The sequence below is a fragment of the Pseudomonas sp. GW823-FHT04A03 genome (assembly GCF_058796615.1).
Window position 1 is genome coordinate 90,320 of record NZ_JBXAIV010000001.1, and the last position, 26,104, is coordinate 116,423.

The 26,104-nt window shown below is 61.5% G+C and carries 22 protein-coding genes and 1 tRNA gene; 7 read left to right on the forward strand and 16 right to left on the reverse strand.

The genetic code is table 11. From position 1 onward, the window contains the following. Positions 1–11: 11 nt before the first annotated feature. From AC1Q9F_RS00340 to AC1Q9F_RS00350, 3 genes are all read right to left on the reverse strand, one after another. Positions 12–587: an eCIS core domain-containing protein gene (locus AC1Q9F_RS00340; RefSeq protein ID WP_492619374.1), complete on the reverse strand. Its 576-nt coding sequence runs from the start codon at positions 585–587 to the stop codon at positions 12–14. 88 nt (positions 588–675) lie between these two features. After that, a complete protein-coding gene (gene msrA, locus AC1Q9F_RS00345) occupies positions 676–1,182 on the reverse strand; it encodes a peptide-methionine (S)-S-oxide reductase MsrA (RefSeq protein ID WP_085604879.1) in 507 nt (168 codons plus the stop codon). A 105-nt stretch (positions 1,183–1,287) separates the two neighbouring features. Then, on the reverse strand, positions 1,288–2,889 hold the full coding sequence (locus tag AC1Q9F_RS00350) for a sensor domain-containing diguanylate cyclase (RefSeq protein ID WP_492619373.1): 1,602 nt from the start codon (positions 2,887–2,889) through the stop codon (positions 1,288–1,290). Positions 2,890–3,109: 220 nt separating this feature from the next. Between AC1Q9F_RS00350 and ycaC the strand changes: the two genes are divergently transcribed. Continuing rightward, on the forward strand, positions 3,110–3,742 hold the full coding sequence (gene ycaC / locus AC1Q9F_RS00355; RefSeq protein ID WP_007958138.1) for an isochorismate family cysteine hydrolase YcaC: 633 nt from the start codon (positions 3,110–3,112) through the stop codon (positions 3,740–3,742). Between the two features lie 88 nt (positions 3,743–3,830). On the opposite strand, the gene AC1Q9F_RS00360 is transcribed toward ycaC, so the two are convergent. Beyond that, entirely contained in the window at positions 3,831–4,820 is a 990-nt protein-coding gene (locus tag AC1Q9F_RS00360) for a zinc-dependent alcohol dehydrogenase family protein (RefSeq protein WP_492619372.1), read from the reverse strand. Positions 4,821–4,946: 126 nt separating this feature from the next. Here AC1Q9F_RS00360 and AC1Q9F_RS00365 point away from each other — a divergent pair, with 126 nt between their 5' ends. The 3 genes from AC1Q9F_RS00365 (at position 4,947) to AC1Q9F_RS00375 (ending at position 8,311) form a co-directional block, all read left to right on the forward strand. Further along, entirely contained in the window at positions 4,947–5,828 is an 882-nt protein-coding gene (locus AC1Q9F_RS00365; RefSeq protein WP_085604866.1) for a LysR family transcriptional regulator, read from the forward strand. 107 nt (positions 5,829–5,935) lie between these two features. Further along, positions 5,936–6,010: transfer RNA gene (locus tag AC1Q9F_RS00370), tRNA-Arg, on the forward strand. A 24-nt stretch (positions 6,011–6,034) separates the two neighbouring features. Continuing rightward, entirely contained in the window at positions 6,035–8,311 is a 2,277-nt protein-coding gene (locus tag AC1Q9F_RS00375) for a hypothetical protein (RefSeq protein WP_492619371.1), read from the forward strand. A gap of 60 nt (positions 8,312–8,371) precedes the next feature. On the opposite strand, the gene AC1Q9F_RS00380 is transcribed toward AC1Q9F_RS00375, so the two are convergent. The 5 genes from AC1Q9F_RS00380 to AC1Q9F_RS00400 all read right to left on the reverse strand — a co-directional run bounded on the left by AC1Q9F_RS00380 (position 8,372) and on the right by AC1Q9F_RS00400 (position 14,880). Continuing rightward, entirely contained in the window at positions 8,372–9,634 is a 1,263-nt protein-coding gene (locus AC1Q9F_RS00380; RefSeq protein ID WP_492619370.1) for an NAD(P)/FAD-dependent oxidoreductase, read from the reverse strand. After that, positions 9,624–11,216 carry an aldehyde dehydrogenase (NADP(+)) gene (locus AC1Q9F_RS00385; RefSeq protein WP_492619369.1) on the reverse strand — a complete coding sequence of 531 codons (1,593 nt, stop codon included), beginning with the start codon at positions 11,214–11,216 and terminating at the stop codon, positions 9,624–9,626. Before AC1Q9F_RS00385 ends, AC1Q9F_RS00380 begins: the two co-directional genes overlap by 11 nt. A gap of 80 nt (positions 11,217–11,296) precedes the next feature. Beyond that, positions 11,297–12,244 carry a dihydrodipicolinate synthase family protein gene (locus AC1Q9F_RS00390; protein WP_492619368.1) on the reverse strand — a complete coding sequence of 316 codons (948 nt, stop codon included), beginning with the start codon at positions 12,242–12,244 and terminating at the stop codon, positions 11,297–11,299. Positions 12,245–12,299: 55 nt separating this feature from the next. Then, entirely contained in the window at positions 12,300–13,226 is a 927-nt protein-coding gene (locus AC1Q9F_RS00395; protein ID WP_492619367.1) for a 4-hydroxyproline epimerase, read from the reverse strand. A gap of 22 nt (positions 13,227–13,248) precedes the next feature. Beyond that, on the reverse strand, positions 13,249–14,880 hold the full coding sequence (locus AC1Q9F_RS00400; RefSeq protein ID WP_492619366.1) for an APC family permease: 1,632 nt from the start codon (positions 14,878–14,880) through the stop codon (positions 13,249–13,251). Positions 14,881–15,119: 239 nt separating this feature from the next. On the opposite strand from AC1Q9F_RS00400, the gene AC1Q9F_RS00405 reads away from it, so the two are divergent. Further along, a complete protein-coding gene (locus AC1Q9F_RS00405; RefSeq protein WP_207985901.1) occupies positions 15,120–15,890 on the forward strand; it encodes an AraC family transcriptional regulator in 771 nt (256 codons plus the stop codon). Positions 15,891–15,951: 61 nt separating this feature from the next. After that, complete coding sequence (locus AC1Q9F_RS00410) at positions 15,952–16,233, forward strand: hypothetical protein (protein WP_492619365.1); 282 nt, start codon at positions 15,952–15,954, stop codon at positions 16,231–16,233. A 56-nt stretch (positions 16,234–16,289) separates the two neighbouring features. Here AC1Q9F_RS00410 and AC1Q9F_RS00415 read toward each other — a convergent pair whose 3' ends face one another. Beyond that, on the reverse strand, positions 16,290–16,718 hold the full coding sequence (locus tag AC1Q9F_RS00415; protein ID WP_207985903.1) for a hypothetical protein: 429 nt from the start codon (positions 16,716–16,718) through the stop codon (positions 16,290–16,292). 144 nt (positions 16,719–16,862) lie between these two features. Between AC1Q9F_RS00415 and AC1Q9F_RS00420 the strand changes: the two genes are divergently transcribed. Then, positions 16,863–18,989 carry a TonB-dependent receptor family protein gene (locus tag AC1Q9F_RS00420; protein ID WP_492619364.1) on the forward strand — a complete coding sequence of 709 codons (2,127 nt, stop codon included), beginning with the start codon at positions 16,863–16,865 and terminating at the stop codon, positions 18,987–18,989. Positions 18,990–18,999: 10 nt separating this feature from the next. On the opposite strand, the gene AC1Q9F_RS00425 is transcribed toward AC1Q9F_RS00420, so the two are convergent. The 6 genes from AC1Q9F_RS00425 to AC1Q9F_RS00450 form a co-directional block, all read right to left on the reverse strand. After that, positions 19,000–19,755, reverse strand: coding sequence for an ABC transporter ATP-binding protein (locus tag AC1Q9F_RS00425; RefSeq protein ID WP_207985905.1), 756 nt, complete (start codon positions 19,753–19,755; stop codon positions 19,000–19,002). Further along, entirely contained in the window at positions 19,749–20,810 is a 1,062-nt protein-coding gene (locus AC1Q9F_RS00430; protein ID WP_221533471.1) for a FecCD family ABC transporter permease, read from the reverse strand. The genes AC1Q9F_RS00425 and AC1Q9F_RS00430 overlap by 7 nt, the downstream gene beginning before the upstream one ends. Next, complete coding sequence (locus AC1Q9F_RS00435) at positions 20,807–21,994, reverse strand: ABC transporter substrate-binding protein (RefSeq protein ID WP_492619363.1); 1,188 nt, start codon at positions 21,992–21,994, stop codon at positions 20,807–20,809. The genes AC1Q9F_RS00430 and AC1Q9F_RS00435 overlap by 4 nt, the downstream gene beginning before the upstream one ends. A 64-nt stretch (positions 21,995–22,058) precedes the next feature. Then, the gene (locus AC1Q9F_RS00440) at positions 22,059–24,473 is read right to left on the reverse strand and encodes a TonB-dependent siderophore receptor (protein WP_492619362.1); all 2,415 of its coding nucleotides are present in this window, start codon (positions 24,471–24,473) and stop codon (positions 22,059–22,061) included. Positions 24,474–24,566: 93 nt separating this feature from the next. Further along, positions 24,567–25,544, reverse strand: a complete 978-nt coding sequence (locus AC1Q9F_RS00445) for a FecR domain-containing protein (protein ID WP_492619361.1) — start codon at positions 25,542–25,544, stop codon at positions 24,567–24,569. After that, positions 25,545–26,060 (reverse strand): sigma-70 family RNA polymerase sigma factor, encoded by a 516-nt coding sequence (locus tag AC1Q9F_RS00450; RefSeq protein ID WP_039771138.1) that lies wholly within the window; start codon positions 26,058–26,060, stop codon positions 25,545–25,547. It lies immediately after the preceding gene. Positions 26,061–26,104: the final 44 nt, after the last annotated feature.

Genomic DNA, 26,104 nt, shown 5'->3' on the forward strand with positions numbered 1-26,104 from the left:
AGAATGCTCGATCATTTTTCAGTACCTGCTCGCAACCATCGCCTGACTTCGCCCTGAATCGCATACGCCGGCGCCTCGACCGCATTGAAATCCTGCGTGTAGCGCTGCGCAAAACCGTCGACTCCCCATTCCTGAAACTGTTGCACATGCTTCAGTTCATGCGCCCAGAGCGTCACGTTCTGTTCTGCAGTCTCAGCATCGCGGAACAGGATGATGTCGATCAGCGTCACCGCACCGACATCCGGGTTTTGCAGGATGGCCGTGGCGGCGTTGTATTGGCCGTCGTCGGTGATTTTGTAGTGCACGGCATCGAGGACGCCGGGGTCATACCAGCGCAGCAGTTGCTCCCGAATGTGCGGGGGAATCGGTTTGATGCCGGTGCTGGCGACTTCGGCGTGGGCCTGGGTCAATCCCATGGCCAAAGCTGGGGCCGCGATCCGGAAGAGGTCCTCAGACAGGCGCCCCGGATCCGGCAGGCAAATGCAGCTGTCGAGGCACACTTGTTTTTCGCCGGCAGGGCAGGTGTCAGCCTGGGCCGGCGTTACAAGGGCAAGCCAGGTGACGAGGCTGAGGAGAGTGGAGGGCATGGGCGCTATTCGATCGTAAGGCCGCACCAAAGAAAGGGATCAGGCACAACGCGATGAACACCGCGTTGCGCACCGACCCCGCAGCACCTCAACCGCGTTTCGGCAGCTTCCAGTTCGGGCGAATGAAGTGGCAGGTGTAGCCGTTCGGAATGCGCTCGAGGTAATCCTGATGCTCCGGTTCCGCTTCCCAGAAAGGTCCCGCCGGTTCGATTTCGGTGACCACCCGGCCTGGCCAGAGGCCTGACGCGTCGACATCGGCAGCGGTGTCTTCGGCGACATCGCGTTGCTGCTCGTTCAGGTAGTAGATCGCGGAACGATAGCTCGGACCGAGGTCGTTACCCTGACGGTTGGGCGTGCTCGGATCGTGGATCTGGAAGAAGAACTCGAGGATCTGCCGATAGCTGATCACAGCAGGGTCGAAGACGATTTCGATGGCTTCGGCGTGATTGCCATGATTGCGGTAAGTGGCGTTCGGCACGTCACCGCCGGAATAACCGACCCGTGTCTGCAGCACACCGGGGTAGCGGCGTAACAGATCCTGCATGCCCCAGAAGCAGCCGCCGGCGAGAATGGCAGTTTCGGTTTGAGTGGTCATGGCATGTCCTTCCTCTCGAATGGGTCGCAGATGTTCCTTGATATGAGGGAGTGTGGGCCGATTCCAAGGTTGAGCCGGTAAATAAATCGTGAAGCGCGGGCTCGCTCAGCGATCCGTGCGCGGCATCGCCGCAATCGGCTGTATTTGCCGGGATGCCTGCGCCGAACACCAGCGATTCCTCCCTTGCTGCTTGGCCTGATACAGACAAGTATCGGCCGACTTGAGCAAAGTGGCCGGGGTCACTGCATCGTCAACCGGGTAGCGCGTGGTAATCCCCGCACTCGCGGTGACATACCCCAGCGGATGCCCGGCATGTTCAAGCTCCAGCGAGCGAATGGTCTGCAGAATATCTTCAGCCACCTGAATCGCCCCGGCGTTGTCGGTGTTGGGCAGCAGCACGGTGAACTCCTCGCCGCCGTAGCGCACGGCCAGGTCCGAAGGCCGCTTGACCGCTTTCCGTATACCGTCGCCGACCGCGATCAGGCAGTCGTCGCCGGCGGCGTGGCCGTACTGGTCGTTGTAGCGCTTGAAGTAGTCGACATCGAGCATGATCAACGACAGCGACGAGCCCTGACGCCGGGCCAGGCGAATCTCGTCCGCCAGCGCCGCGTCCAGACGACGGCGATTGCCCAGACCGGTGAGGCTGTCAGTCAGCGCCATGTCGCGCATCGTTTTGTGCGCCGAGCGGATCTCCCGTTCCATCGCGATCCGCTGGCGCAACTGGCTCAGCACGATGAGCCCGAAACAGGCGAGCACCAGAATCAGGAACACCAGCACGAAGCCGTTTTTCAGCAGATCCTGGCGCCACGGCGCGATGATGGAATCCCGGGACAAACCGGCCTCGACCACCAGCGGGTAAGTGGTCAGTGCGCGATAGCCGTAAAGGCGCTCGGTGTCGTCGACCACCGCCCTGATCTGGGCGATGCCCTGGTTGGAGCTGGGCAGGTAGGTCTTGAAGATCTCGCTGTTCGCCAGGCTTTTGCCGACCACCGAGGCAATGAACGGTCGGCGCACGAGGATCGTGCCGTCGCGCATCGCCAGCACCAGCGCGCCTTTATCATCGATGCGGAAGTCTCCGTAATAGTCGACGAAATAACTGACCTTGACCGTCCCCAGCAGTACGCCGGCGAACGAGCCGTCGGGGTTGTTCAAACGCCGCGAGATCGGAATGATCAGGTCGTGGGTGGAGCGACTTTCCACCACCTGGCCGATGCGCACGCGCCGGTCTTCATGGGTGCGGTGGTACTGGAAATAATCGCGGTCGGCGTTGTTGGCCGTCTCGGGCGTGACCTCTTTGTCGGTCACGATCCAATGGCCGTCCGGGCCGTAGATGAACAGGCCGTGCAGCTGCGGCATGATTTTCGACTGCTGGATGAGCAGCTTGTGAATCCGCGCCACATCCAGGTTCTGCAGCCCATCGCCTTCGACCCGCTCGGCCAGCCCCGCAGTCAGCACATCGACCTGGCGGATGGTGTCCTCGGCATGTTGCGCCGTGGCGCGGGCGAGGTTGGTCACCGAATCGCGCGCGGAAGCAAAGACCGAACGATAGTCGCGCCACGTCCGCCAGCTCTCGACCGCCAGAAAGGCCACGACCACCATCAGCATGAAACTGACGGTCAGCCGAAAGGTCGAGCCGGCCTTCACCCCTTTGCGGGGCGCGCGCGGTGCTTCATCTGGCGTGGGCGCTTGTGTGTTGCGTCCGGGCATCAACATTTCCCTGGAGGTCGTTCTGAGCGGGTGAGCATTATGACAAGGATAGGCGCGAAGGTCGGGGTGGCTGTGTGAACTGCCTGGCAGTTTGAGTGGATTGTCCGTTTTGGGTTGACGGTGAAACGCTTTTCAGACGATTTATCGCTTTCAGGCGAGTCAGTAATCTGTGCCCATCTTGAACGCAAACGCACTTCCACAACTAAAAAGGGATTCACACATGAGCACTCCAACCTACAACCGCCTGAACAAAGACGACGCCGTGGTTCTGCTGGTCGACCACCAGACCGGTCTGATTTCTCTGGTTCAGGACTTCTCGCCAAACGAGTTCAAGAACAACGTGCTGGCGCTGGCCGATCTGGCCAAATTCTTCGAGTTGCCGACCATCCTCACCACCAGCTTCGAACAAGGCCCGAACGGCCCGCTGGTGCCGGAACTCAAGGAAATGTTCCCGGACGCGCCGTACATCGCCCGCCCAGGCCAGATCAACGCCTGGGACAACGAAGACTTCGTCAAGGCGATCAAGGCCACCGGCCGCAAGCAGATCATCATTGCCGGTGTCGTGACCGACGTGTGCGTAGCGTTCCCGACCCTGTCGGCGCTGGCGGAAGGGTTTGATGTGTTCGTGGTGACCGACGCTTCCGGCACCTTCAACACAACCGTGCAGCAAGCCGCGTGGAACCGCATGACCCAGGCCGGCGCACAGATGATGAACTGGTTCTCGGTAGCCTGCGAACTGCACCGCGACTGGCGCAACGACATCGAAGGCCTGGGCAACCTGCTGTCCCAGCGCATCCCGAACTACCGCAACTTGATGAATGGTTATGCGGCACTGACGGCGCATCAGAAATAACAGGATGCTGGATGGACGAAAGCCTGCTTTGAAAAAAGCAGGCTTTCGTCGTTTCTACCGCAAACAGCAGAGCAGGGGATTCATCACCTCAAACCGTGACGACAATCTTCCCGACCTGCTGATTGGCCTCAAGAAAGCGATGCGCTTCCTGAATGTCATCCAGGGCAAAAGTCCTGGCAATGATCGGTTGCAGCGCACCCGATGCCAGCCCGTCGCCGATGAAAGTCTTGGCGCGTGCCAGGATGGCCGGGTCGGAGACGATCTCCGTGTAGAGGTAACCCTTGAGGGTCAGGCATTTGCCGAGCACGGTGAACAGCGGGAACGGCGTTGGTTCCGGGCTCAGTGCGCCGTACTCCAGCAGGATGCCGCCGCGCGCCATGCTTTGGGTCAGCGGCTCGAACGACGGGCCGCCCACCGGATCAAACACCACCCGCGCGCCGTTGCCGTCGGTCAGCGCCATGACGGCTGCAACCATGTCTTCTTCATCGCTGACGATCACATGCGCGGCGCCGGCGTCGAGCAGGGCCTGTTTCTTGGCGCGGGTTCGGGTGACGGCAATCGAGGTGGCGCCAACCATTTTGGCGATCTGGAACGCTGCCAAGCCGACGCTGCTGGAGGCGGCGGTGACGATCACGAAATCGTCCTTTTGCAATTTGGCCTGTTCGACCAGCGCACCCCACGCGGTGACGTATTGCATCCAGGACGCCGCCGCTTGTTCAAACGACAGGTTCTGCGGGTGCTTGACGGTGAGGTGGGCGGGCACGTTGGCCAGCTCGCCGTAAGTGCCCCAGCGCGCGATGTCCAGCGGCGGAATCAGGCTGACGGCATCACCGATCTTGAACTCGCTGGCGTTGGCGCCAACCGCCACCACCACGCCTGCAGCTTCGTAGCCGAGACGGCTGGGAAACTCTGCTTCCTGCAGATAGGCGTGGTTGCGGAACATCACTTCGGCGCGATTCAGGCCAAAGGCTTTGACCTCGATCTGCACTTCGTCCGCTGCGGGTGCCGGGACGTCGACGTTTTCCAGTTTCAGGACGCTCGCGTCACCGTATTCATGAATCCTGACAATGCGTGCCATCTGTACTTCCTCGGTTGTCGATGAATTTGCACCGGCGTGATCCGGTGCCATGGACGCCAATTTAGGCTTTGGCCTGCTCCGGATAAAGGCCTAGGATGGCGCAACACTAGAAACAACGAGTTTCCAATGGATCGCCTCACACTCATGGCCACCTTCGTCAAAGCGGTGGAGCTGGGTTCCTTCAGCGCGGTGGCGGACGAACTCAACCTGTCCCCGCAAATGGTCGGCAAGCAAGTGAAGATGCTCGAGCAGCATCTGGGCGTTTCGCTGCTCAACCGCACCACTCGTAAACAGAGCCTCACGGATTTCGGCCGCACGTTCTATCAGCGGGCCAAGCTGATTCTGGCCGACATGGACGCCGCCGAAGAAATGGCCGCCGTGACCCGGGGCGTGCCCAGCGGCCGACTACGGATCAACGCGCCCGTCACGTTCGGCGTCAGTTCGCTGTCGCCGAAGCTGCTGGAGTACATGGTCCGTTATCCGCAAGTGTCGGTGGACCTGACACTGTCGAACGAACTGGTCGACCTGGTGGACGGCGGTTACGACGCAGTGTTCCGCATCGGCGAACTCGCCGACTGCGGCCTGAAGGCACTGCCGCTGATGCCCTATCAAATGGTGCTGTGCGCAGCGCCATCTTACCTCGCACGCCGCCCACCCATCACCACGCCTTGGGATCTTCAGGAACATGAATGCCTGGCGTTCGCCTATTCGGACGGCCGCTCACACCTGCGATTCGAAGGCCCGGAAGGCTGCATCGACGTGCCGATTAAAAGCCGATTGACGATTAATCAGGGTGATCCGTTGCTGTCCGGGGCCGTGGCGGGGCTGGGGGTGGTGATGTTGCCGCTGGAACTGGTCAAGGACTCGCTGAGGAGCGGGACGCTGGTGAGTCTGCTGCCGCAGTACAAGGTGCCGGTTTCGCCGATGAATCTGTTGTATGCGCCGGATCCGAGGCTGACGCCGAAGTTGAGGAGTTTTATTGATTTTGTGCGTGTAGCGTTTGGATAAGAGCTGCATTGAGTGACGAAGGCTGAACGATCAGAGAACTGTCGCAACAAATTCTCTGAAACCGAGCTTCACATACTTTCGCCACTCATCGACAATGCGCGCTCTGTTCCGGGGTAGTTCAGCGGTAGAACACTCGGCTCCTAACCGGGTGGGCGCTGGTTCGAATCCAGCCCCCGGACCCACTACATAGTAGGTCACAAGGAAGTATGTCCAGGCCTGAGGGTGAATCGGGTGCGCTCGGCGGAATTAACGCCGGTTATGCGCACTTTCAACTGTCTCGCGCGCTCACTGCACGCGACAACGACGCCAGTCCGCAAGCACTTGCCCGGATCGAACGCTGGCAAAAGGTTCTCGAAAACCTGATGCATGGCCGTGCGCTGTATGGCTCGCGGACGCCGTTTGCCGACCTGCCAGAATGGATCACGCTGGAAGTGGCCCCTGGTGGCTTTGCAACTGGCAACCTTCTGGCCGGTGGCGAGTTGACCGCTCATGAGCGCCTGTTGGCGTCATCGATTCCCGGCATTCGAGCGGGTTACGAACGACTCGATTTGAATAGGTGGCATCTTTCAGACGAAGGCGTCAGAACGCTGCAAGAGCGATTGACGAACGAAGACTATCGGATCGATGTACCGGAAGAGACCGCGTTGCTGACAGTGGCCTGGTTTCTGGGGCAACAACGCGTCGAAGAAGCCAGGACGTTGATCGAGCAGATCGCGCCTTTCTTCGAACGAGTGCGTTTCTTTCCCGCGGCAGCCAATGAGCGCCCGCTCTCGATGGCTGAAGTTGAAGTTTTCAACGCTGGCCAAATCAGCCTGCGCCTTTCCGTCCTCTCCCCCCAGCCTCGTCTTACGGTTCAAAAGCACGTTGTTGAACGCAGGTTGCCTCTGTACGACGCGGCGGTCTCGCTTTTCCTGCTGACGTACAACGATGGTTGGCCTTGCAGGCATTACCCTGAAGGCTGGCTCGAGAGCGCTTCGGTGCTTGGTACAGAATTTGATAACGCCACTGAGGCTGATCCCCGCCGCGCGGGTAACTCCAATGATCGGGTGGCGGAGTTGCTTGCATTGCTCAAGCAATGCTCTATCGATCCTGCATCGCTAACGGGGCGCCAGGTTGGGCGCATTCGCAGAATCGTCGACGACTTTGTAGCCAAGCATGGACATCCTGAGTCCGAAGCTCATTCCAGCAAGCGCGTACAGCAGCGTCATCACGTATCAGCTTCGGCACACCATATGATTGCCAAGGCTGCTTCCGCGCGACTTGCGAGATATCCAGTCTCGGAAGGCATCTCTGATTTCGCCCCGTTACTGACGCCCATCACTGACGAAGAGGCTAAGGCTTACTCATTGAAGGTAGGAGAGACTATTCCTCCTTCGATTCGTCGACGCCTCGAACGTTGCCGAAAGGGAACGGTTGCAGAGTTGATTGAACATGGGGTCATTACATCCGCAGATACAGTGGCGAAAGTGCTGCCGGCGATGACGGCGCAAATCTGTAGCGCCGGATATCGAGACGAAGCGTTGCGGGCACTGTCTGTCGCTACCTATCGTGCGTTCAGGCGTCGACGCTCTCTATTGTTGCTGAACATGCAGCGTCAGGTGAGAGTCGATGACTTGCCTTGGGTGAAAGCCCTGGAGACCGAGTACGAGGCTGGCGCTCTTGCGATTGAAGGTGCCAGACAGGCTTTGGTCGAGGCTTCCGCATTGACCCTTGTTGCATTTCCTCAGGCCATTCTGCCAAACAAGTTGCTTCAGGAATTTTCCTCGCTTGCCGAATCGGCCAAGCTCGATCTTCCCTTCGTGGAGGAGATCGCGGCTGACATTTTCATGGGCGCTTTCTCCGGCAAGTTCGTGAAGGCTGCCAAGCGTTCAGTCCGGCTGATGGCCGGATCTCTTTACGCACGCTATTACGATATCGATATGGATCAGTTGGCTGCACTACCCAAGCAGCGGAATTCACGAAACAACAGTGGCGTGCTGTCTGCTTTGTGCGCGCGACGGGCGAATGCCGAAATCGGTAGATGGAGTCCAGCGAACAACGGCACGATCATCGAACAGCAACAGATATTGACCACGCAAAACCTGGCAATCCTGTTTGATGATCTGGACCTGAAGACGCTGTTACATGATCGTTTGGGTTCAATGGCCGAGGCATGTTTCAAATGGATATGCAGTCGGCAGCAGATGCAGATCAAGTTCCACCATGCACGTCTGGTCATGTTGAAAAACACCGCGTATGCGTGGCGCCAGATGATGTTTTACCTGTCGATGCTGGATCAGTCTCGATTGGAGAGCGTGCTTGGAAACATTGAAGTGCACTTCGCCGCTCAATCCGGTGCATTTCGGGAAAGGTTTACTCCGGTCATGATCGGACTGCGTCTGGCAGCTTCCGGACGTACCTTGACCCTGGATTGCCAAAAGAGTGAGCAGGGCAAGGTTTTTCTCGGATGGGCCACCGAACGCCATTGGCTGATGCCCTCCTGAACATCTGGAAGTCCGCTGAGAAGTGAAAGGCCTGCCCTTGAAAGCAGGCTTTTTGCATTTTCAGAATCGACTCAACCTGTAAGACTCGGCCGTTGGTAGAGCATGGGTGCGCGTCGTGGCTCCGGTCGAAACCATCCCCCCAACCATCTCAGCCGTCACCGCCGCCTGCGTCAGCCCAAGATGCTGATGCCCAAACGCAAGCAACACCCTCCCGTCACACACCCGATCAATCACCGGCAACGAATCCGGCAGCGACGGCCGAAACCCCATCCACGGCGTGGCTGCCTCGACACTCAGCTCCTCACGAAACAACCCCTTGCTCAACCGATGCAACTGCCACGCGCGAGCCATGGTCGGTGGCGCTTCGAGGCCGGCGAATTCGACGGTGCCGGCCAGGCGCAGACCTTCGGACATCGGGGTCATGATGAATTTGCGTTCCAGCGAGGTGACGGGGAAGGGCAGTCGGTTGTGTTCGTGAGGCAGCATCAGGTGGTAGCCGCGCTCGGTGTCCAGCGGGACGTTTTTGCCGGTCAGTGCGGCGGTGAGTTTTGCCGAGTGGGCGCCGCAGGCGATCAGTACCTGGCGAGCTGACAGGGTGCCTGTCCCGGTTATCAGATTGACGCCATGCTCATGCAGTTGCCCGCCCTGAACCGCCTGCTTCAAAAACTGCACGCCGCTGGCTTTCGCCGCCTCGACCAACTCACGGATGACGCGGTAGGGATCGATGAAGTGCCCGGTGTTCGGGAAAAACAGGCCGCCCTGAATCTGTTCGCTGAGTTGCGGCGCGGTCTCGCGTACCGCACCGGCCTGCCACCAATCGACCTGCACCTGTTGCTGTTGCATGCGTTGCTGTAATGCTTCGAGGGCCGGGCGCGAGTCGGGGCGTTCGAACACCAGCAGCGAACCTTCCATCTTCAGCAGATCGGGGCGCTGGATGTCATTGAGCAAGCGGTGCCAGGCGTCGAGCGAGCTTTCATTCAGCGCCCGTAACCCGGCAACGGTGCGCTGGAATGGCGCCGAGCGCAGGTTCAGCAACAACCGCGTAAACCAGGGCAGGGCGCGGGGCAGGTATTTCCAGTCCAGGCGCAGCGGGCCCATCGGGTCCATGAGCATGGCCGGCAGGCGTTTGAGGATCGAGCTGTCGGCAATCGGAAATACTTGCTCGGTCGCCAGGTGCCCGGCGTTGCCGAACGAGGCACCGTGGCCCGGTTCCTGCGGGTCGATCACCACCACCCGCAAGCCCTGACGGGCCAGGCGCAGGGCACTGGCGACGCCGATGATGCCGGCGCCGACCACGGCGATGTCGTGCGGGTTATTCGGCATTTTTCGCGGTTTCCCTTTGACCATCGAGCAAGCGATGCAACGACAGTGGGTTGGCGTGTTTGAGTGCGGTCGGCAGCAAGCTGTCGGGGAAATCCTGGTAGCAGACCGGGCGCAGGAAACGCAGGATCGCCGCGGTGCCCACCGAGGTGGTGCGCGAATCGGAAGTCGCCGGGAACGGCCCGCCATGCACCATCGCATCGCAGACTTCAACGCCGGTCGGCCAGCCGTTGACCAACAGGCGCCCGGCCTTGCGTTCCAGAGTTGGCAGCAATGCGCGGGCTTGTTGCAGATCCTCGTCATCGAGATGCAACGTGGCGGTCAGTTGGCCTTCCAGCTGTTCGAGCACCTGACGGATTTCAGCGTCGCTGGCGCATTGCACGACCAAGGACGCGGCGCCGAAGGCTTCGGCCTGCAACGAATGATCGGCGAGAAAGTCGGCGGCGTCGGTGACGAACACATGGGCCTGGCCCTGATTCGGATCCGTTGCTCGCTGGCCGACAGCGGCAATGCGCGCCCGGGCATTTTCCGCGAGGGCATTCACGCTCGACTCATAGGCATTGAAAATCCCCGGCGTCAGCATGGTCTGCGCGGGGCTGCGCTGGATGAGTTCGGTGGTGGCGCCAATAAAGTCGTCCAGCGCCGGCCCCTTGTGGGCGATGACCAGACCGGGATTGGTGCAGAACTGGCCGGCACCCAATGTCAGCGAAGCCACAAAACCTTGGGCCAATGCCTCGGCGCGATTCTGCAACGCTGCCGGAAACAGCAACACCGGGTTGATCGAACTCATTTCCGCATACACCGGAATCGGCTCGGGCCGTGCCTGAGCCGCTTTGATCAGCGCGAGGCCGCCACTGCGCGAACCGGTGAAGCCCACAGCCTTGATCCGTGGATCGCTGACCAGCGCGATCCCCACTTCACGCCCGGAGCCGTACAACAACGAGAACACACCTTCCGGCAAACCACAGGCCTTGACCGCCCGCGCTACGGCGCGACCAACCAGTTCGCTGGTGCCGGGATGGGCGCCGTGGGCCTTGACGATCACCGGGCAACCGGCGGCCAGGGCCGAAGCGGTATCGCCACCGGCCACCGAGAACGCCAGTGGAAAGTTGCTCGCGCCAAACACGGCCACCGGGCCCAGTGGAATCTGCCGCTGACGCAGATCCGAACGTGGCAGCGGCTGGCGCTGCGGTTGGGCGGTGTCTACTCGCACATCCAGCCATTCACCGGCCAGCACGGTGCGGGCAAACAGCCGCAGTTGCTGGCAAGTACGGCCCCGTTCACCCACAAGGCGCGGGCGCGGCAGGCCGGTTTCGGTCATGGCGCGGTCGATCAGTTCGTCGCCGAGCGCTTCGATTTCGCCAGCGATGGTTTCAATGAATTCGGCCCGTGCCTCGAGCGATGTCTCGCGATAACCGTCGAGCGCCGTCCAGGCCAGTGCGCAGGCCTGCTCGACATGCTCGGCAGAGCCGCCGGCGTAGCCCGGTTCTAATGGCGTGTTGGTGGCGGGGTTGATCCCGTAGATGACGTCGCGGTCGCCGGTGAGGGTTTGCTGACCGATCAGCAGTTGGCCCGTCAGAGTCATGGCGCATTCCTTATCAATAAAACAGGTCACGAATAAGGCCCGCCGCCGCGGGTGGCGGCGGGCTTGAGCGCAGCGGCAGGTCAGACGAAGTTCTGTTCCGCCGACCAGTTTTCGTACCAGTGACGGAACAGCGTGTACTGGGCTTCCGCGTAACGACGCTGCGAGTCACTGAGCGCATCGGTTTCGTTGAAATGCAGGGTGTATTCCTTGTCGCCGTTGAGCACCATCAGGTGTTTGTAATACAGCACCAGATCCGTGCCTTCGTCGAAGGACGACAGCACCGCCAGCGCCGATTCCAGCTCGCGGGCCTGACGCCGGGCCTTGGCGTCACCCTTGGCGGCCTGCTTGCTCAGGGCCACCAGTTGCAGCACTTCGCGGGGCAGGGCGTTGCCGATGCCGGTGATGGCGCCGGTGGCGTTGCAGTTGACGAAGCCGTGCACGACCTGGGTGTCGACACCGACCATCAAGGTCACGTCATCGTCCTTGGAGGTGATGTTTTCAGCGGCGTAGCGCAGGTCGGCGCCACCGCCAAATTCCTTGAAGCCGATCAGGTTCGGGTATTCACGGCGCAGTTCGAAGAACAGGTCGGCGCGGGTGGCGAAGCCGTAGTAAGGGCTGTTGTAGATCACCGCCGGCAGGTTCGGCGCGGCTTGCAGAATCGCGGAGAAGTGCGCCTTTTGCGCGGCGAGCGAAGCGCCACGGGACAGCACCCGAGGAATCACCATCAAACCCTGAGCGCCGACTTTGGCCGCATGGGCGGCGTGGGACACCGCTTCACGGGTGTTGATGGCGCCAGTACCGACGATGGTCGGAATCCCGGCAGCCACCAGACGCGCCACGCCTTCCTGACGCTCGGCTTCAGTGAGCAGCGGCCAGTCACCCATGGAGCCGCAGTACACGACGGCGCTCATGCCGATGTCGATCAGCTCGCGCCCCTTGGCCACCAGAGCATCGAAGTCCGGTTTGCGCGCGGTGGTGCATGGGGTCATCAGGGCGGGCATGCAGCCGGTGAAGATGTTGTCGCTCATTATTGTTCTCCTTGGAACGGTCATTCAGAGAGGTTTGAAAAAACAGCGCAGCGGCTCAGATGCCCCACGCGAACGGATCGGTTTCGTCGATCAGCAACGTGCTGTCGGCGGTCATGTGGGCGCGGCCGGTGATGTAGGGGCGGATGCGTTCGCCTTCCCGTTCAAAGCGGCCTTCGAACTGGCTGCCGGTGATGCTCGCCTGCACCCAGCGCTCGCCCGGCGCGAGTTTTTCGTCGGCGGCCAGGCATGCCAGTTTGGCGCTGGTGCCGGTGCCGCACGGTGAGCGGTCGTAGGCTTTGCCGGGGCACATGACGAAGTTGCGGCTGTCGGCCTCGGCGTCATCGGCGAACAGTTCGATGTGGTCGATGACCGCGCCGTCCTCGCCATGGATGCCTTGGTCTTCGAGGGCCTTGAGCATTTTCCAGGTGAGGTCGGTCAGGGTTTCGACGTTGTCCATCGTCAGCGTCTGGCCGTGTTCGGAGACCAGGAAAAACCAGTTGCCGCCGTAGGCCACGTCGCCAAGGAAGCGACCGTATCCCGGCACTTCCACCGCCACCTGTTTGCGTGAGCGATAGGCGGGCACGTTGCCCAGAGTCACGGCACCGTCTTCATGCAGCGTTGCGCTGACCGGGCCGACCGGGGTGTCGATCTTGTGCACGCCCGGCGCGATCAGCCCCAGGTGTTGCAGCGATGCAACGAGGCCGATGGTGCCGTGGCCGCACATGCCGAGGTAACCGGCATTGTTGAAGAAGATCACGCCGCAGGTGGCGTCCGGCGACACCGGCTCGCAACACAGCGCGCCCACCAGTACATCGTTGCCGCGCGGTTCCAGCAGGCAGGCGCGGCGCCACTGGTCATGCTGGTTGCGCAGGGCGTCGCGTTTCTCGGCCATGGTGCGGCCGGGCAGATCGGGAAAACCTTTCATCACCAGACGCGTGGGTTCGCCGCCGGTGTGGGAATCAATGACGTGTACTCGTTTCATGGACAGGTCCCGTTGAGTGATTTCAGTAAGCGCCGGCAGCGCGCGGGTTGGCAGCGGAGGTAGGGGACGGCGAAGCGACTTCGCTCTCATCCTCTTCGGACTCCAGGCGCAGCAGGTGTGCTGGCACACCGGTGGCCGCGCCCCAGTAATAAATGCCCATCGCACAGGCCGCGACGACCAGGGTGTCGAACGGATGGGTGAGGATGCCCAGGCCGCCGAAGGTGCCGAGTTTCGACAGGACGATGGTCACGGCGTAGAAGGCGATCAGCCACGCGGACGAGCGCACTTGGCGGGAGAGGCTGAGGTGGGCGGTCGGCACGAAGCGGCCGCAGAGCAGATAGACGACGAACATCAGGATTTGCAGGCCGAGCAGCCAGGACACGGTGTTCCAGCCCGACCAGTAAACGATCAGCGCAGCGATGATGAACGACACCGGCCCCAGCACGCCCATGCACTTGACCCGGAACGGGCGCGGCATGTCGGGTGCATTGCGACGCAGGGCGGCGACGGTCACTGGAGCGACGGCGTAGCTCAGCACCAGCGCGGCGGACACCACGTTGATCAGCGCTTCCCACGATGGGAACGGCAGGGTCCAGAACACCGACAGTGCGAAGGTCAGCCACAGCGCCGGACGCGGGATGCCGGACTTCGCGTCGATGTGGGTGAAGACCTTGAAGAACGTGCCGGTCTGCGCCCAGCCGTAGATCACCCGAGGCGTGGCGTTCATGTAGATGTTGCCGCAGCCGCTGGGCGAGATCACTGCGTCGGCGACCACCAGATACGCCAGCCAGCCCACGCCCAGCGCCAGAGCGATGTCGCGATACGGCAGGGCGAATTCCTTGGAAACCCCGGCCCAGCCATTGGCGAGCAATTCGGTCGGGATGCCGCCGAGGAAAGCCGTTTGCAGCAACACGTAGATCGCGGTGGAAAGCAGCACCGACAGGATCAGCGCAATCGGGATTGTGCGCTGGGGATTTTTCACTTCACTGGCCACCGAAATGATCGGGGTCAGGCCGAGGTAGGCGAAGATCACGCCGCCGGCGGAGACGGCCATCTCGATGCCCGAAAGCCCGAAAGGGGCGAAGCCTTGAATCTGAAAGTTCTCCGGTTTGAAGAAGGTGAACAGCACGCCGATCACCAGCAGCGGCACGATGAACTTGAACACGCTGACCAGGTTGTTGGCCTTGGCGAAGGTCTTCACGCTGCGGTAGTTGAGCAGGAAGAACACGCACAGCAGGCCGAACTGCACCAGCCAGCCGAGCAGGGTCGGATCACCGCTGCCAGCCTTGGTCAAACTCGGAAACCAGGCTGCCGCGTATTGGCGCGAAGCAACCACCTCGATCGCCACGAGGCTGGAAAACGCGATCAGCGTAATGAAACCCATCAGGTAACCGAGCAGCGGCCCGTGGCTGTAAACCGGGTAGCGCACCACACCGCCAGCGCGGGGCAATGCCGCGCCCAGTTCGCAGTAGACGATGCCCAGCAGCAACACGGCGAACCCGCCCAGCAACCAGGAAAAAATCCCCGCCGGCCCGGCAATCGCCGACACGTGACTGGCCGCGAACAACCAGCCGGAACCGAAGATCGCCCCCAGTCCGATAAAGGTGAGGTCGATCAATGAAAGTTGTTTTTTGAACTTGCCTTGGCCTGACATGGCATCGCCTTTTTGTGAGTTATTGGATAGGCAGGTGTGAGTCACTGGAACGGCTAAACAGTGAACTCATCAGGCGTCGGGCGATTGATGTTTTGCGCAGCTGCGGATGACGAAATCAGCACAGCTGCGAAGAAAGACAGCGGCGCTCGACACGCCGCAAACGTTGCTGCAATCTGCACGCGAACGCCTCAGGGCGGGCACGTTTTCAGGCCGATCCACTCACCGGGGAAGACCTTCACATGCAGAACGCGTTTGCGATCCTCTGTCAGGGCGATGAGCGCCATCGGCCGCATACCCTCGACGCGTTGCTGGGCGGCGTGGCACCGCTGTTGCCGATGCTGGACGTGATTCCGAACGCGGCGATTTTCATCAAGGACATGCAGGCGCGGTACGTCCTGGCCAATCGCACGCTGGTGCAGCGCTGCGGCCTGAAAGACCTGAAGCCACTGCTCGGGAAAACCAGTGCGCAGGTGTTTCCGGCGCAACTGGGGCCGGGTTATACCGAGCAGGATCGGCGGGTGCTGGAAGAGGGATTGGTGCTGGAGGATCAGCTGGAACTGCACCTGTACGGCAGTCGCGAACCGGGCTGGTGCCTGACGCACAAGCGTCCGCTGTACAACCGTGACGGCGAGATCATCGGCCTCGCGGGGATTTCGGTGGATCTGCAATCGGCCAGCGAAACACATCCAGCGTTTCAGCGCCTGGCGGCGGTCGACGAACACATCCGCGCGCATTTCAATCGTCGGGTGACATTGGGCGAGCTGACACGGATCGCCGGTATTTCGGTGGCGCAACTGGAACGCTACTGCAAACGGGTTTTTCACTTGACGCCGAGGCAGATGATCCAGAAAGTGCGGCTGGAACATGCCCATCGCCTGTTGCACACCGAGCTGCCGATCACCGAGGTGGCGCTGCAATGCGGCTACACCGATCACAGCGCTTTCACTCGCCAGTTCAAGGCGTCGACCGGTTTTACCCCGCGCCAGTACCGCCAGGCAACCACCCAGTGAATGTCCGGCCGCAGCGACTAGACTCCATGGATCACGGTTGTCTTTCGAGGGGTGAAACGGGATGAGCAGACCAGTCGCGCTTCGCTGCTCGTCGTGGCTCTTGATTGCCTTCAGTGTGATGCTGGCTTCGGGATGCTCAAACAGAACGCATTACCCGGCATCAGGCGTTGGCGACAGCTGTTACGCCAAGGCGTTGCCGACGGTTGGGGAGGGCGGTCTGGCCTGGGGTTCCAGCCTGAACATGGCCCGGCAAAAATCCATGGCCAACTGCATGCGTTACGCCGGGCGCTCCGGGGGAACGCCGGACACCTGTCAGGTGGTGTTGGCCAAGTGCAAGAATTGACGGGGTGATCCAGGCGCCACCTCAAAGACCGGTGGCGCTGTTGTCTTGCGACAAAACTACCGCGAGCGTCTCAATGATTGCGAAAGGGCCTGTTTGGCGATCAGTGAGGCGACGTCCTTGGCACCATAGCAACGGAATTTGACACTGTAGGCGTCTGTGTCGAGACGGACGATCTTCGTCACGAAACCGCCTTCGACGGTGACCTTGCGGATCGCCGGCATCGGTATCTCGACATCCAGTGTCCCGTCTTGAGCCATGCGGTTCATGGCATTGGCATTCAAGTGAACGGCGTTTTCGGTGACGGTGACTCTGCCGCCCACCCACAATCCGCCATAGTGATTTCTGAATCCCTCGAGCACCCCGGCCAGTATGCCGACATTGCCGCTCCCCACGACCTCGTAGAACTCGCCCACATCTTCGTAGTTCAACTCAGCATCGGTCACCAGAAAGTTGACCATCTTCGACTTCAGAACTTCTTCGGCCATCCCTGCATCTCCCTTGTTCAAATCAATGTCCCGAATTTCAGCCGCCTGTTTACCTGACAAAAAACAAAATCGCCATGTGTTTCCTTCGTTCTTTCATACGTCGCAGTTGTCACTGTCCGTTCCCGCCTGTCTGGAGTTCACCCGATGCCTTCGCTCAAAACCCTGCCCGCTGCCTTGCTGGGGCTGGCCCTTGTCTGTCCGGTCAAGGCGCAATCCCAGGGGCTGGAACTGGGGCAAGTGCTGATCGGGGCCGAGGATCAGAGCGGTGATGATGCGTCGGTGGAAGAGGCGAAGGCTCGTCTGGCCCAGGTGCCGGGTGGCAGCAACGTGGTCGATATGCGCCAGCCATTGCAGGGCCGGGTTGCCAGCAATCAGGACGTGCTGGCGTATCAGCCCGGTGTCTATGCCCAGTCGGCGGGCAACGAAGGGACGAAGATCTCGATCCGTGGCTCGGGCATCAACCGTGCTCCCGGCGCCCACGCCTCGGGGCTGTACACGATGCTCGACGGCCTGCCGCTGACCGGCCCGGGCGGCACACCTTACGAATTATTGGAGCCGCTGTGGCTCGACCATGTGGAAGTGCTGCGCGGTGCCAACGGTTTTGATCGCGGTGCGCTGGCACTGGGCGGCGCCGTCGATTACGTCAGTCACACCGGCTACAACGCGCCGCGGCTGAATGTGCGTTACGTCATGGGTAGCCATGGGTATGCCCAACGACAAGTCAGCTCCGGCCAGGTGCTGGGCGATTTCGATTACTACCTGTCGATGACCGATGCGCATTCCGACGGTTATCAGGATCACACCGCCAGCAAGAGCCAGGGCGTGATCGCCAACTTCGGTTATCGCTTCAATCCGAATCTGGAAACCCGCTTCTACATCCGTCACCGCGAGACCGACAACGACCTTGCCGGGCGAGTGACCAAGCACTCCATCGAACACGATCCACGCGCGGCCAATCCGGCCTACGTGACGCGCAACGACAGCCGCGATCAGCCCGGCAGTACCTTCATCGGCAACAAGACCACGTACTACATCGATGACGATTCGAGCATCCAGGCCGGTCTGGTTTATCACGATTACCCGATGGACCTGCGCGAAGGCCCCAACCGCCTGAAGGTGGCGTACACCGATGTCAGCGGCACGTTCGACTACAAGCGCCGCGACACGCTCTGGGGGCTCGAAAGCCATAGCACGGTTGGCTTACGGGTAACCAAGCATCTGCCAAACGACGGTGCCAGTGAGCTGGTTCGGATTCCGACCGGCAACACCGCCGGTTATACGCCGGGCACCCACATGCGCAACTTCACTTATCAGGGTTCGGATTCTGTCCTGCACGTGGGCAACGACCTGGAAATCGCCGACGACCTGTGGCTGACCACCGGCCTCGCCGCGATCTATACCCGCCGCGAAAGCGCGGTGACCTACCCGGAAGGTGGCGGCAAGACCAGCCTCGGCGACTGGGATTACGCGCCACGTCTGGGCCTGCGCTATCAGGTGACGCCGGATCTGCAACTGTTCGGCAACCTCAGCCGCTCGGTCGAAGCGCCGCATCCGTGGTCGCTGATTTACAGCTCCAACGTCCGATTCCCGGCCGGTAGCGGCGCAGCGACCGGCACCCAGCGCGATCCGGTCAAACTGCAAAACCAGACCGCGACCACCCTGGAGCTCGGCGGTCGTGGCGACAGCGCACTCGGTGAGTGGAGCCTGGCCTGGTACTACGCCCAGGTGCGTCACGAATTGCTTTCGGTGTTGCCGGACGCCAACGCCACCACGCCTTATGAACTCAACGCCAGCCCGACCGTGCACCAGGGCGTGGAAGCCAGCCTGAACAGCAATCTGTGGTCAGCGAACGATGGCGGCAAGTTGAGCCTGCGTCAGGCCTACACTTTCAGCGATTTCCACTACCGCGATGACGACCGCTTCGGCGACAACCGCCTGCCGGGCTTGCCGATGCATTACTACCAGGGCGAGCTGCGCTACGACTTTCCACAAGGTTTCTTCGCAGCGGTCAACACGCAACTGGTCTCGAAAACCGCAGTGGATTACGCCAACAGCTACTACGCCGATCCTTACGCCACCTTCGGCGCCACACTGGGCTACAACGCACCGAAAGGCGACTGGCAGACCTGGCTGGACATGCGCAACCTGACCGACAAGCACTACGCCGCTACCGTTACGCCGGGCTATGACGATAAAGGGCTGGACGCCGCACGCTCCACACCGGGCGAGGGCATGGCGATGTATGTCGGGGTGTCGTGGAGTCTGCTCTGAGGGTCACCCCTCAGACAATGTCGTCGATCAGAATATGGTGCTGCCCGCGACTGCATTGCTCGATCCGCGCCTCGACCTTGTAGACCGTGCGCAGCATCGGCTCGGTGATGACTTCATGGCTCGGCCCGCTGCCATGGGACGTGCCACCCGCGATGACCAGCACCTGATCGGCAAAACGCAGCGCCTGATTCAGGTCGTGGATGGCGATGAACACGATCACCTCGCGACGGCGCGCCAGGGCCTTCATGAAGTTCAACACCTGAACCTGCCGGTGCATGTCGAGTGCGCTGGTGGGTTCGTCCATCAGCAGGATTTCCGGTTCGCGCACCAGGGTCTGGGCGATTGACACCAATTGCTGCTGACCGCCGCTCAATTCCCCGAGGTTGCGGAATGACAGTTCGGTGATCCCGAGCGCATCGAGAATCTCGTCCACCAGTTGCAACTCATCATCGTGAACCGACCAGTTGGGTGTCAGTTGCTTGCGCGCCAGCAGCACTGATTCGTACACCGTCAGCCGGGCGCTGGCGTTCAGGCCTTGCGGCATGTAGCTGATGCCCTGCGTGCCTTTTTTCGAACCTTCCAGAATCACTTCGCCCGGGCCATCGATCAGCCCGGCCATGCGTTTGAACAACGTCGATTTGCCCGCCGCGTTGGGGCCGACAACCGCCACGACCTGGCCACCGGTAAACGTCGCGGTGCTGACACCGGAAATGATCTCGCGCTGCCCGTAGCGGGCGCCGAGGTTGTCGAGCCGGATCTTCACCATGAGTTTTTCTTACCGTTGAGAATCAGAGAAATGAAGAACGGCACGCCGATCAGTGACGTGACCACGCCGATGGGGAATATCGCCCCCGGGATCAGGGTCTTGCTGACCACCGAACTGGCGGACAGGATCAGCGCGCCAGTCAGCAACGAGGCCGGCAGGAAAAACCGCTGATCCTCGCCGATCAGCATCCGTGCGATGTGCGGCCCGACCAGCCCGATAAAGCCGATCGTGCCGACGAACGCCACCGGAAACGAAGCGAGCAGGCTGACCATGATCAGCGTCTGAAAACGCAGGCTGCGCACGTTGATGCCGAAGCTGGCAGCCTTGTCATCACCCAGGCGCAGGGCCGTCATTGCCCACGCTCGTTTGGCGAAGATCGGCAGGGTGATGAGGATCACCACGCAGATCACCCCGAGTTTCGGCCACGTGGCTTTGGTCAGGCTGCCCATGGTCCAGAACACCACGGCCGCCACGGCTTGTTCGGTGGCGAAGAACTGCACCAGCGCCAGCAGCGCATTGAAGGTAAACACCAGCGCAATGCCGAGCAGCACGATGGTTTCGGCAGTGACGCCACGACGCATGCTCATGAAGTGAATCAGCAGTGCCGAGAGCATCGCCATGATGAACGCGTTGAGCGGCACCATGTATTGCGCCGCCAACGGAAACAGCGCCACGCCGAAAGCCAGCCCCAGCGCAGCGCCAAAACCGGCCGCCGCAGAAATGCCGAGGGTGAAAGGGCTGGCGAGCGGATTGTTGAGGATGGTCTGCATCTGCGCGCCGGCCAGTGAAAGCGCCGCGCCGACAGCGACCGCCATCAACGCCACCGGCAGACGGATGTCCCACATCACCACTCGAACCTGGGCCGATGCGGTGTCCGGCGAGAACAATGCACCGAGCACTTCGCTGAGGCTGTAGCGAGCCGGGCCGAGTGCCAGATCGAGCAGCACGCTGAAGATCAGCAGCACGGCCAGCCCGAGCAGAATCAGCCGTTTGCGCAGCACCAGCCGGCGGTAAGTGACGCTCTGCACAATCGGTGCTTCGCCCAGCGAACTCATGGTTTGGCCTCGGTTTTTTGCAGGCTGACGAAATAGCCCGGCTCATACGGCACTGGCAGGAAGCGCTCGTGCATCTCGCGAAATGCGGCGTCGGGATCAAGATCGGCGAACAGTTCCGGGTGGAACCATTTGGCCAATTGCTGAATGGCGACGAACTGGTAAGGGCTGTTGTAGAACTGGTGCCAGATCGCATGAAACGCCTGAGTGTCCTGCGCCTTGATGCCGGCATAGGCCGGGCGTTGGGTGTACCAGGCCAGTTTGCGCCGGGCCTCGGTCAAGTCCGCGCCCGGGCCGACGCCGACCCAGTGGCCGCCCGGCGCAAAGGCTTCCCAGTCGGCGCTGGTAACCACGACATGGTCGGGGTTGGCGACGATCACTTGCTCAGGGTTCAGCTGTCCGAACGTACTCGGAATGATCCGCCGAGCAATGTTGTTGCCGCCGGCCATGTCGACGAACAGACCGAAGTTCTCGTTACCGAAACTCAGGCAGCAATCGTCGGTGTAGCCGCCGATGCGCTCGATGAACACGCTGGGGCGGGCAGGGTGGCGCTTCTCGATCACGTCGGTGACGCGGTGGATCTGCTGGTTACGAAAATCGATGAAGGCTTCGGCGCGCTCCTCCTTGCCGAACAACTTGCCGAACAGGCGCATGGTCGGCTCGGTGTTTTGCATGGGGTTGTTGCGAAAGTCGACGTACACCACCGGGATGCCCAAGGCGTCGAGTTTCTCGATGTAGCGGGCATCCTCGGTCGCGTGCTGCGCTTCGATGTTGAGGATGATCACGTCAGGCTTCTGCGAGATCGCCTGCTCGATGTCGAAGGTGCCGCTCTCGAAGCCGCCGAAGGTCGGGATTTTCGCGATGTCGGGGAATTTGCGCAGGTAGGCGTTGTAGGTGTCCGGGTCGGACTGGATCAGATCCTTGCGCCAGCCGACGATGCGTTCGATGGGGTTTTGCGTATCCAGCGCGGCCACCAGATACAACTGGCGACCTTCACCCAGGATCACCCGGCGCACCGGCAAGTGAACCTTGACCGTGCGGCCCTGCAAATCAGTCACGGTGCCCAGTGCCGGATCCGTTTCGGCGGCCTGTGCGTGGTTCGGCATCAAGGAAGACAACGACAGACCCAGCAGCCCGGCGAACAGCAGGGCGGCGAAGGTCTGGTGGCGGCGAAAAACATTAACCATGGTGTATGCCTTTGCAAAAGCCGGATCGGACCACGACGCCAGGCGCCGCACCGGGCCGGACGTTTCAGAAATCGACAGTGGCCGAGAGCAACAAGGTACGAGGCGCGCCCTGGGAGAACGCGCCGTAGGAGGCGACGCCCGACCAGTATTCACGGTCGAACACGTTCTGCACGGTGGCGCGGAAAGTGGTCGGGCGTTCGGCAATGCGCGTGGCGTAGCGGGCGCCGACATCGAAGCGGGTCCAGGCGTCCAGTTGTTGGGTGTTGGCCTGATTGACGTACTGGCTGCCGGTGTAGATCGCGCCACTGGTCAGCGTCAGGCCTTCGACCTGCGGGACGTCCCATTCGGCCCAGAGGTTGGCTTGCACCTCGGGAACCCCGACTGGTTTGTTGCCACGGTTGGCGGCGACACCGGTGCGGGTCAGTTCGCCGTCGAGCAGCGTCACGCCACCGATCAGGCGCGTGCCCGGTGCAATCTCGCCGGCCATGTTCAGTTCGACGCCACGGTTGCGTTGTTCGCCATTGACCGCGAACACCCCGGATGCGAGTTCACCGCTGGGCTTTTCAAGCTGAAACAGGGCGATGGTGGACATGAAACGGCCGTAGTCGAGCTTGACCCCGACTTCCTGCTGGCGGGACACGTAAGGGGAAAAAATCTCGCCTGCGTTGGAAGCGGCGGACGGCGCGATGTCACCCTTGCTCAGGCCTTCGACGTAGTTGTAGTAGAACGAGACATGATCCCAGGGTTTGACGACGACCCCGAACAGCGGCGTGGATTTGCTTTTGTCGTAGTGGGTGGTGAGGTAGCCGGCCGCGTTGTAGTTATCCGACGTGATGTTCTGCTGACGCACGCCGAGTGTGACTTGCAGGCGTTCGTCGAGCACCGACAGGGTGTCGGCAAGGGCCACGCCCGACAGTTCGCTTTCGGAGACCTTTGGTGTATCCGGTTTGGCGATCGCGGGTTTCGGGCGGTCGACCGGGTGGTAGATGTTCGACAGGATCGCCGGGCCGGAAATAATTCCCCGAGACAAATGATCGCGGTAACGGGTGACTTGCAGCGCGGTGCTGTGGCTGATCGGGCCGGTGTCGAAACGCAGGCGCGCACCGGCATCGACGGTGTAGCGCTGGACTTCGAATTTGTAATAACCGGGGATCGACGAGGTGTCGCCCGCTTCGTTGATGATGGTCGGGGTCTGGTCGGACATGCGCGCGACATCCGACTTTCCGCCACCCGCGTGGGCGAACACGGTCAGGTTGTCGTTGAGGTCGTACTCGCCGCCGAGCAACGCCGATTTGTCGCGGGTTTCCGACCAGCCCCATTCCTGGCTGACGCTGGTGCGGCCGTTGGCTGCGGATGGAATCTCCACGCCGGAGGCGATCAGAAAGGGGCGGGATGCGGCGTCGAAGCTCTCTTTCTGATTGATCAGGTCCAGGGTGGTGCGCAGGCGTTCGCCCTGATAGTCGAGGGCAATTGCGCCGATGCCGACCTCTCGGGATTGCTTGTCGATGGCGGTATCGCCTTGCTGGACGCTGCCATTGACCCGCACGCCAAAGCGGCGTTCTTCGCCGAAACGCCGGCTGACATCGAGGTGACCGCCGAGCTGAGTATTTAAGGCGTAACTGGTGGTGAAGCGGGTCAGGTCTTCGTCCAGCGAACGCTTGGGCACCACGTTGATCACGCCGCCAACGCCGCTGTTGGGTGACATGCCGTAGAGCAGGGCGCCGGGGCCTTTGACCAGTTCGATCCGTTCAGCGTATTCGGTGAACACCCGGTAGTTGGAAGCCACGCCGTACACGCCGTCGAAGGCCAGTTCGCCGAGATTGCCTTCACCGACGGGAAAGCCGCGAATGAAGAACGAGTCGACAATCCCGCCCGTCTGCCCCGTGGAGCGCACCGAAGAATCACGCTCCAGCAAATCCCCGACCGTGACAGCCTGCTGGTCCTTGATCAGCGTCGAGGTGTAGCTGCTGACACTGAACGGCGCGTCCATCGCATCGCGGTTGCCCAGAATGCCGAGGCGTCCGCCACGCGCGACCTGACCGCCCGCCAGCACCGGCGGCAAGCTGTCGGCGCGCTTGTCGATGCCTTCGACCGTGGTGTCCGACAACGTGACCCGGCGCACCACCAGCGTCCACGTTCCGTCACTGCGGGCGACCATTTCCAGACCACTGCCTTCGAGCAGTCGGGACACCGCTTCCTGCACCGAGTAACTGCCGGACAATCCCGGGCTGACGAGGCCTTCGGTGATCGACGGTTGAAACGACAGCGCAATCCCGGCGTCCACGGCGAAGCTCGACAGGGTCACGCCCAGCGGGCCGGGCGCGATGTTGTAGGCTCGAACAGTGACCGCGTCCAGTTGCGTCGGCCCGGCTGCCTCGGCGAGCGCGCTGCTGCCCAGGCCCAGTACAACGCTGAGCAGCACACTGCGCATAACGGGCTTTAGCAGACGATCCGCAAACAAGGGTCGTGCAACGAGCATGAAGGGGTGACCCTATGGACGAGGTGGAATGGTTGTTCCTTTCATTGCCAGCCGAGATCAAAAAAAGTATCACCCGTGTGGTGATTTTTTTGCTCAGGCGGGTGAGAGCGTCACCCAGTAACCGCTCAAGTGCCCGGAGACGAGCACGGGATAGGTCTGCGCCAGCATGTTCAGCGAACGTTGGGTGTCGCTGATGGGAAAGGCCCCGGAAATGCGCAGATCGGCAATGGCCGGGTCGCAGCGCACAAAGCCCCGGCGGTAGCGCGCCAGTTCGACGACGAAATCTGCCAGCCGCATCTTGTCGGCCATCAACATGCCTTGGGTCCAGGCGCCGACGTTGCGGTCGGTCGGATTCATTGCGCCAAAGGCTTGTGATGAAAAATCGGTACGTTGTCCGGCGTTGACGATGATCGGCGGGCTCTGGGGACTGTCGGCCAACTCGACCTGAACGGCGCCTTCAAGCACGGCGAGTTGGGTGCGCGGCTGCCATTCACGAACAGTGAAACGCGTACCCAGCGCCTGCATCCGGCCCTGACGGGTGCTGACCAGAAAAGGTCGAGGCTGCGCGGCGTTGTCCGGCGCGGTCTGCACCAGGATTTCGCCTTCGCGTAAATGGATCAGCCGCTGCCGGGTGTCGAACAGGATGTCGATGGCCGTGTCGGTGTTCAGGGTGATTTGCGAGCCGTCGGCCAGGGTCAGTTCGCGGCGCTGACCGACGGCGGTGTGGTAATCGGCGGACCATTGCTGCGACTGCGCGAGTTTCCAGCTGCCCCAACCGGCGGGTACCGCTGCCAGCAGCAAGGCCAGTTTGCCCAATGCTGCGCGGCGTTCAGGGTTGCTCGGGCGGTCCAGTGCCGACATCGCCAGCGACGGCGGCAGGCCGCCGAACTTGCTTTGCAGCAACTGTGCGCGGGCCCACGCGCGGTTGCGCTCGGGGCTGCTGACTTTCCAGTATTCCCACTCTGCACGCTCGGTTTCGCTGAGGTCGTTTTCACTCAGGCGCATCAGCCACTCGGCGGCTTCTTCGAGGATTTTCGGATCGAGCGGCGGTTCACTGCGGCGCGTGAGCATTCATTCCACCAGCATCAGGCACTGCACGAAAGCCTGTTTCATGTAGCGCTTGACGGTGATCAGCGAGACGTCCAGCTGCTCGGCAATGTCGGCGTATTTCAAACCGCCGATCTGCGACAGCAGGAATGCGCGTTTGACCAGCGGCGGCAGGGTGTCGAGCATCGCGTCGATTTCGTGCAGGGTTTCCAGCACCACGAAGCGCAACTCGGGGGAGGGCACTTCCGGCGCCGGCAAATGCGCGAGGGCGTCGAGGTAGGCGCGTTCCAGTGCCTTGCGCTGGTACCAGTTGATGAGGATGCCCTTCGCCACGCAACTGAGGTACGCCCGCGGTTGCTCGATGGTCGTGACCTGGGAGGCGAGGATCCGGGTGAAGGTATCCTGCGCCAGATCCGCCGCATCCATGGCGTTACCCAGTTTTTTCTTCAGCGTGGCGTACAGCCAGCCGTGATGGCCGCTGTACAGCGCTTCGATCACGCGCAGATGGTTGTCGTTGTTCGCGGGAAGGGTTTCGCTCATGGCTGCAGTGTTTTGCAATTGAGAAGTATTCCCAATGCTAGTGT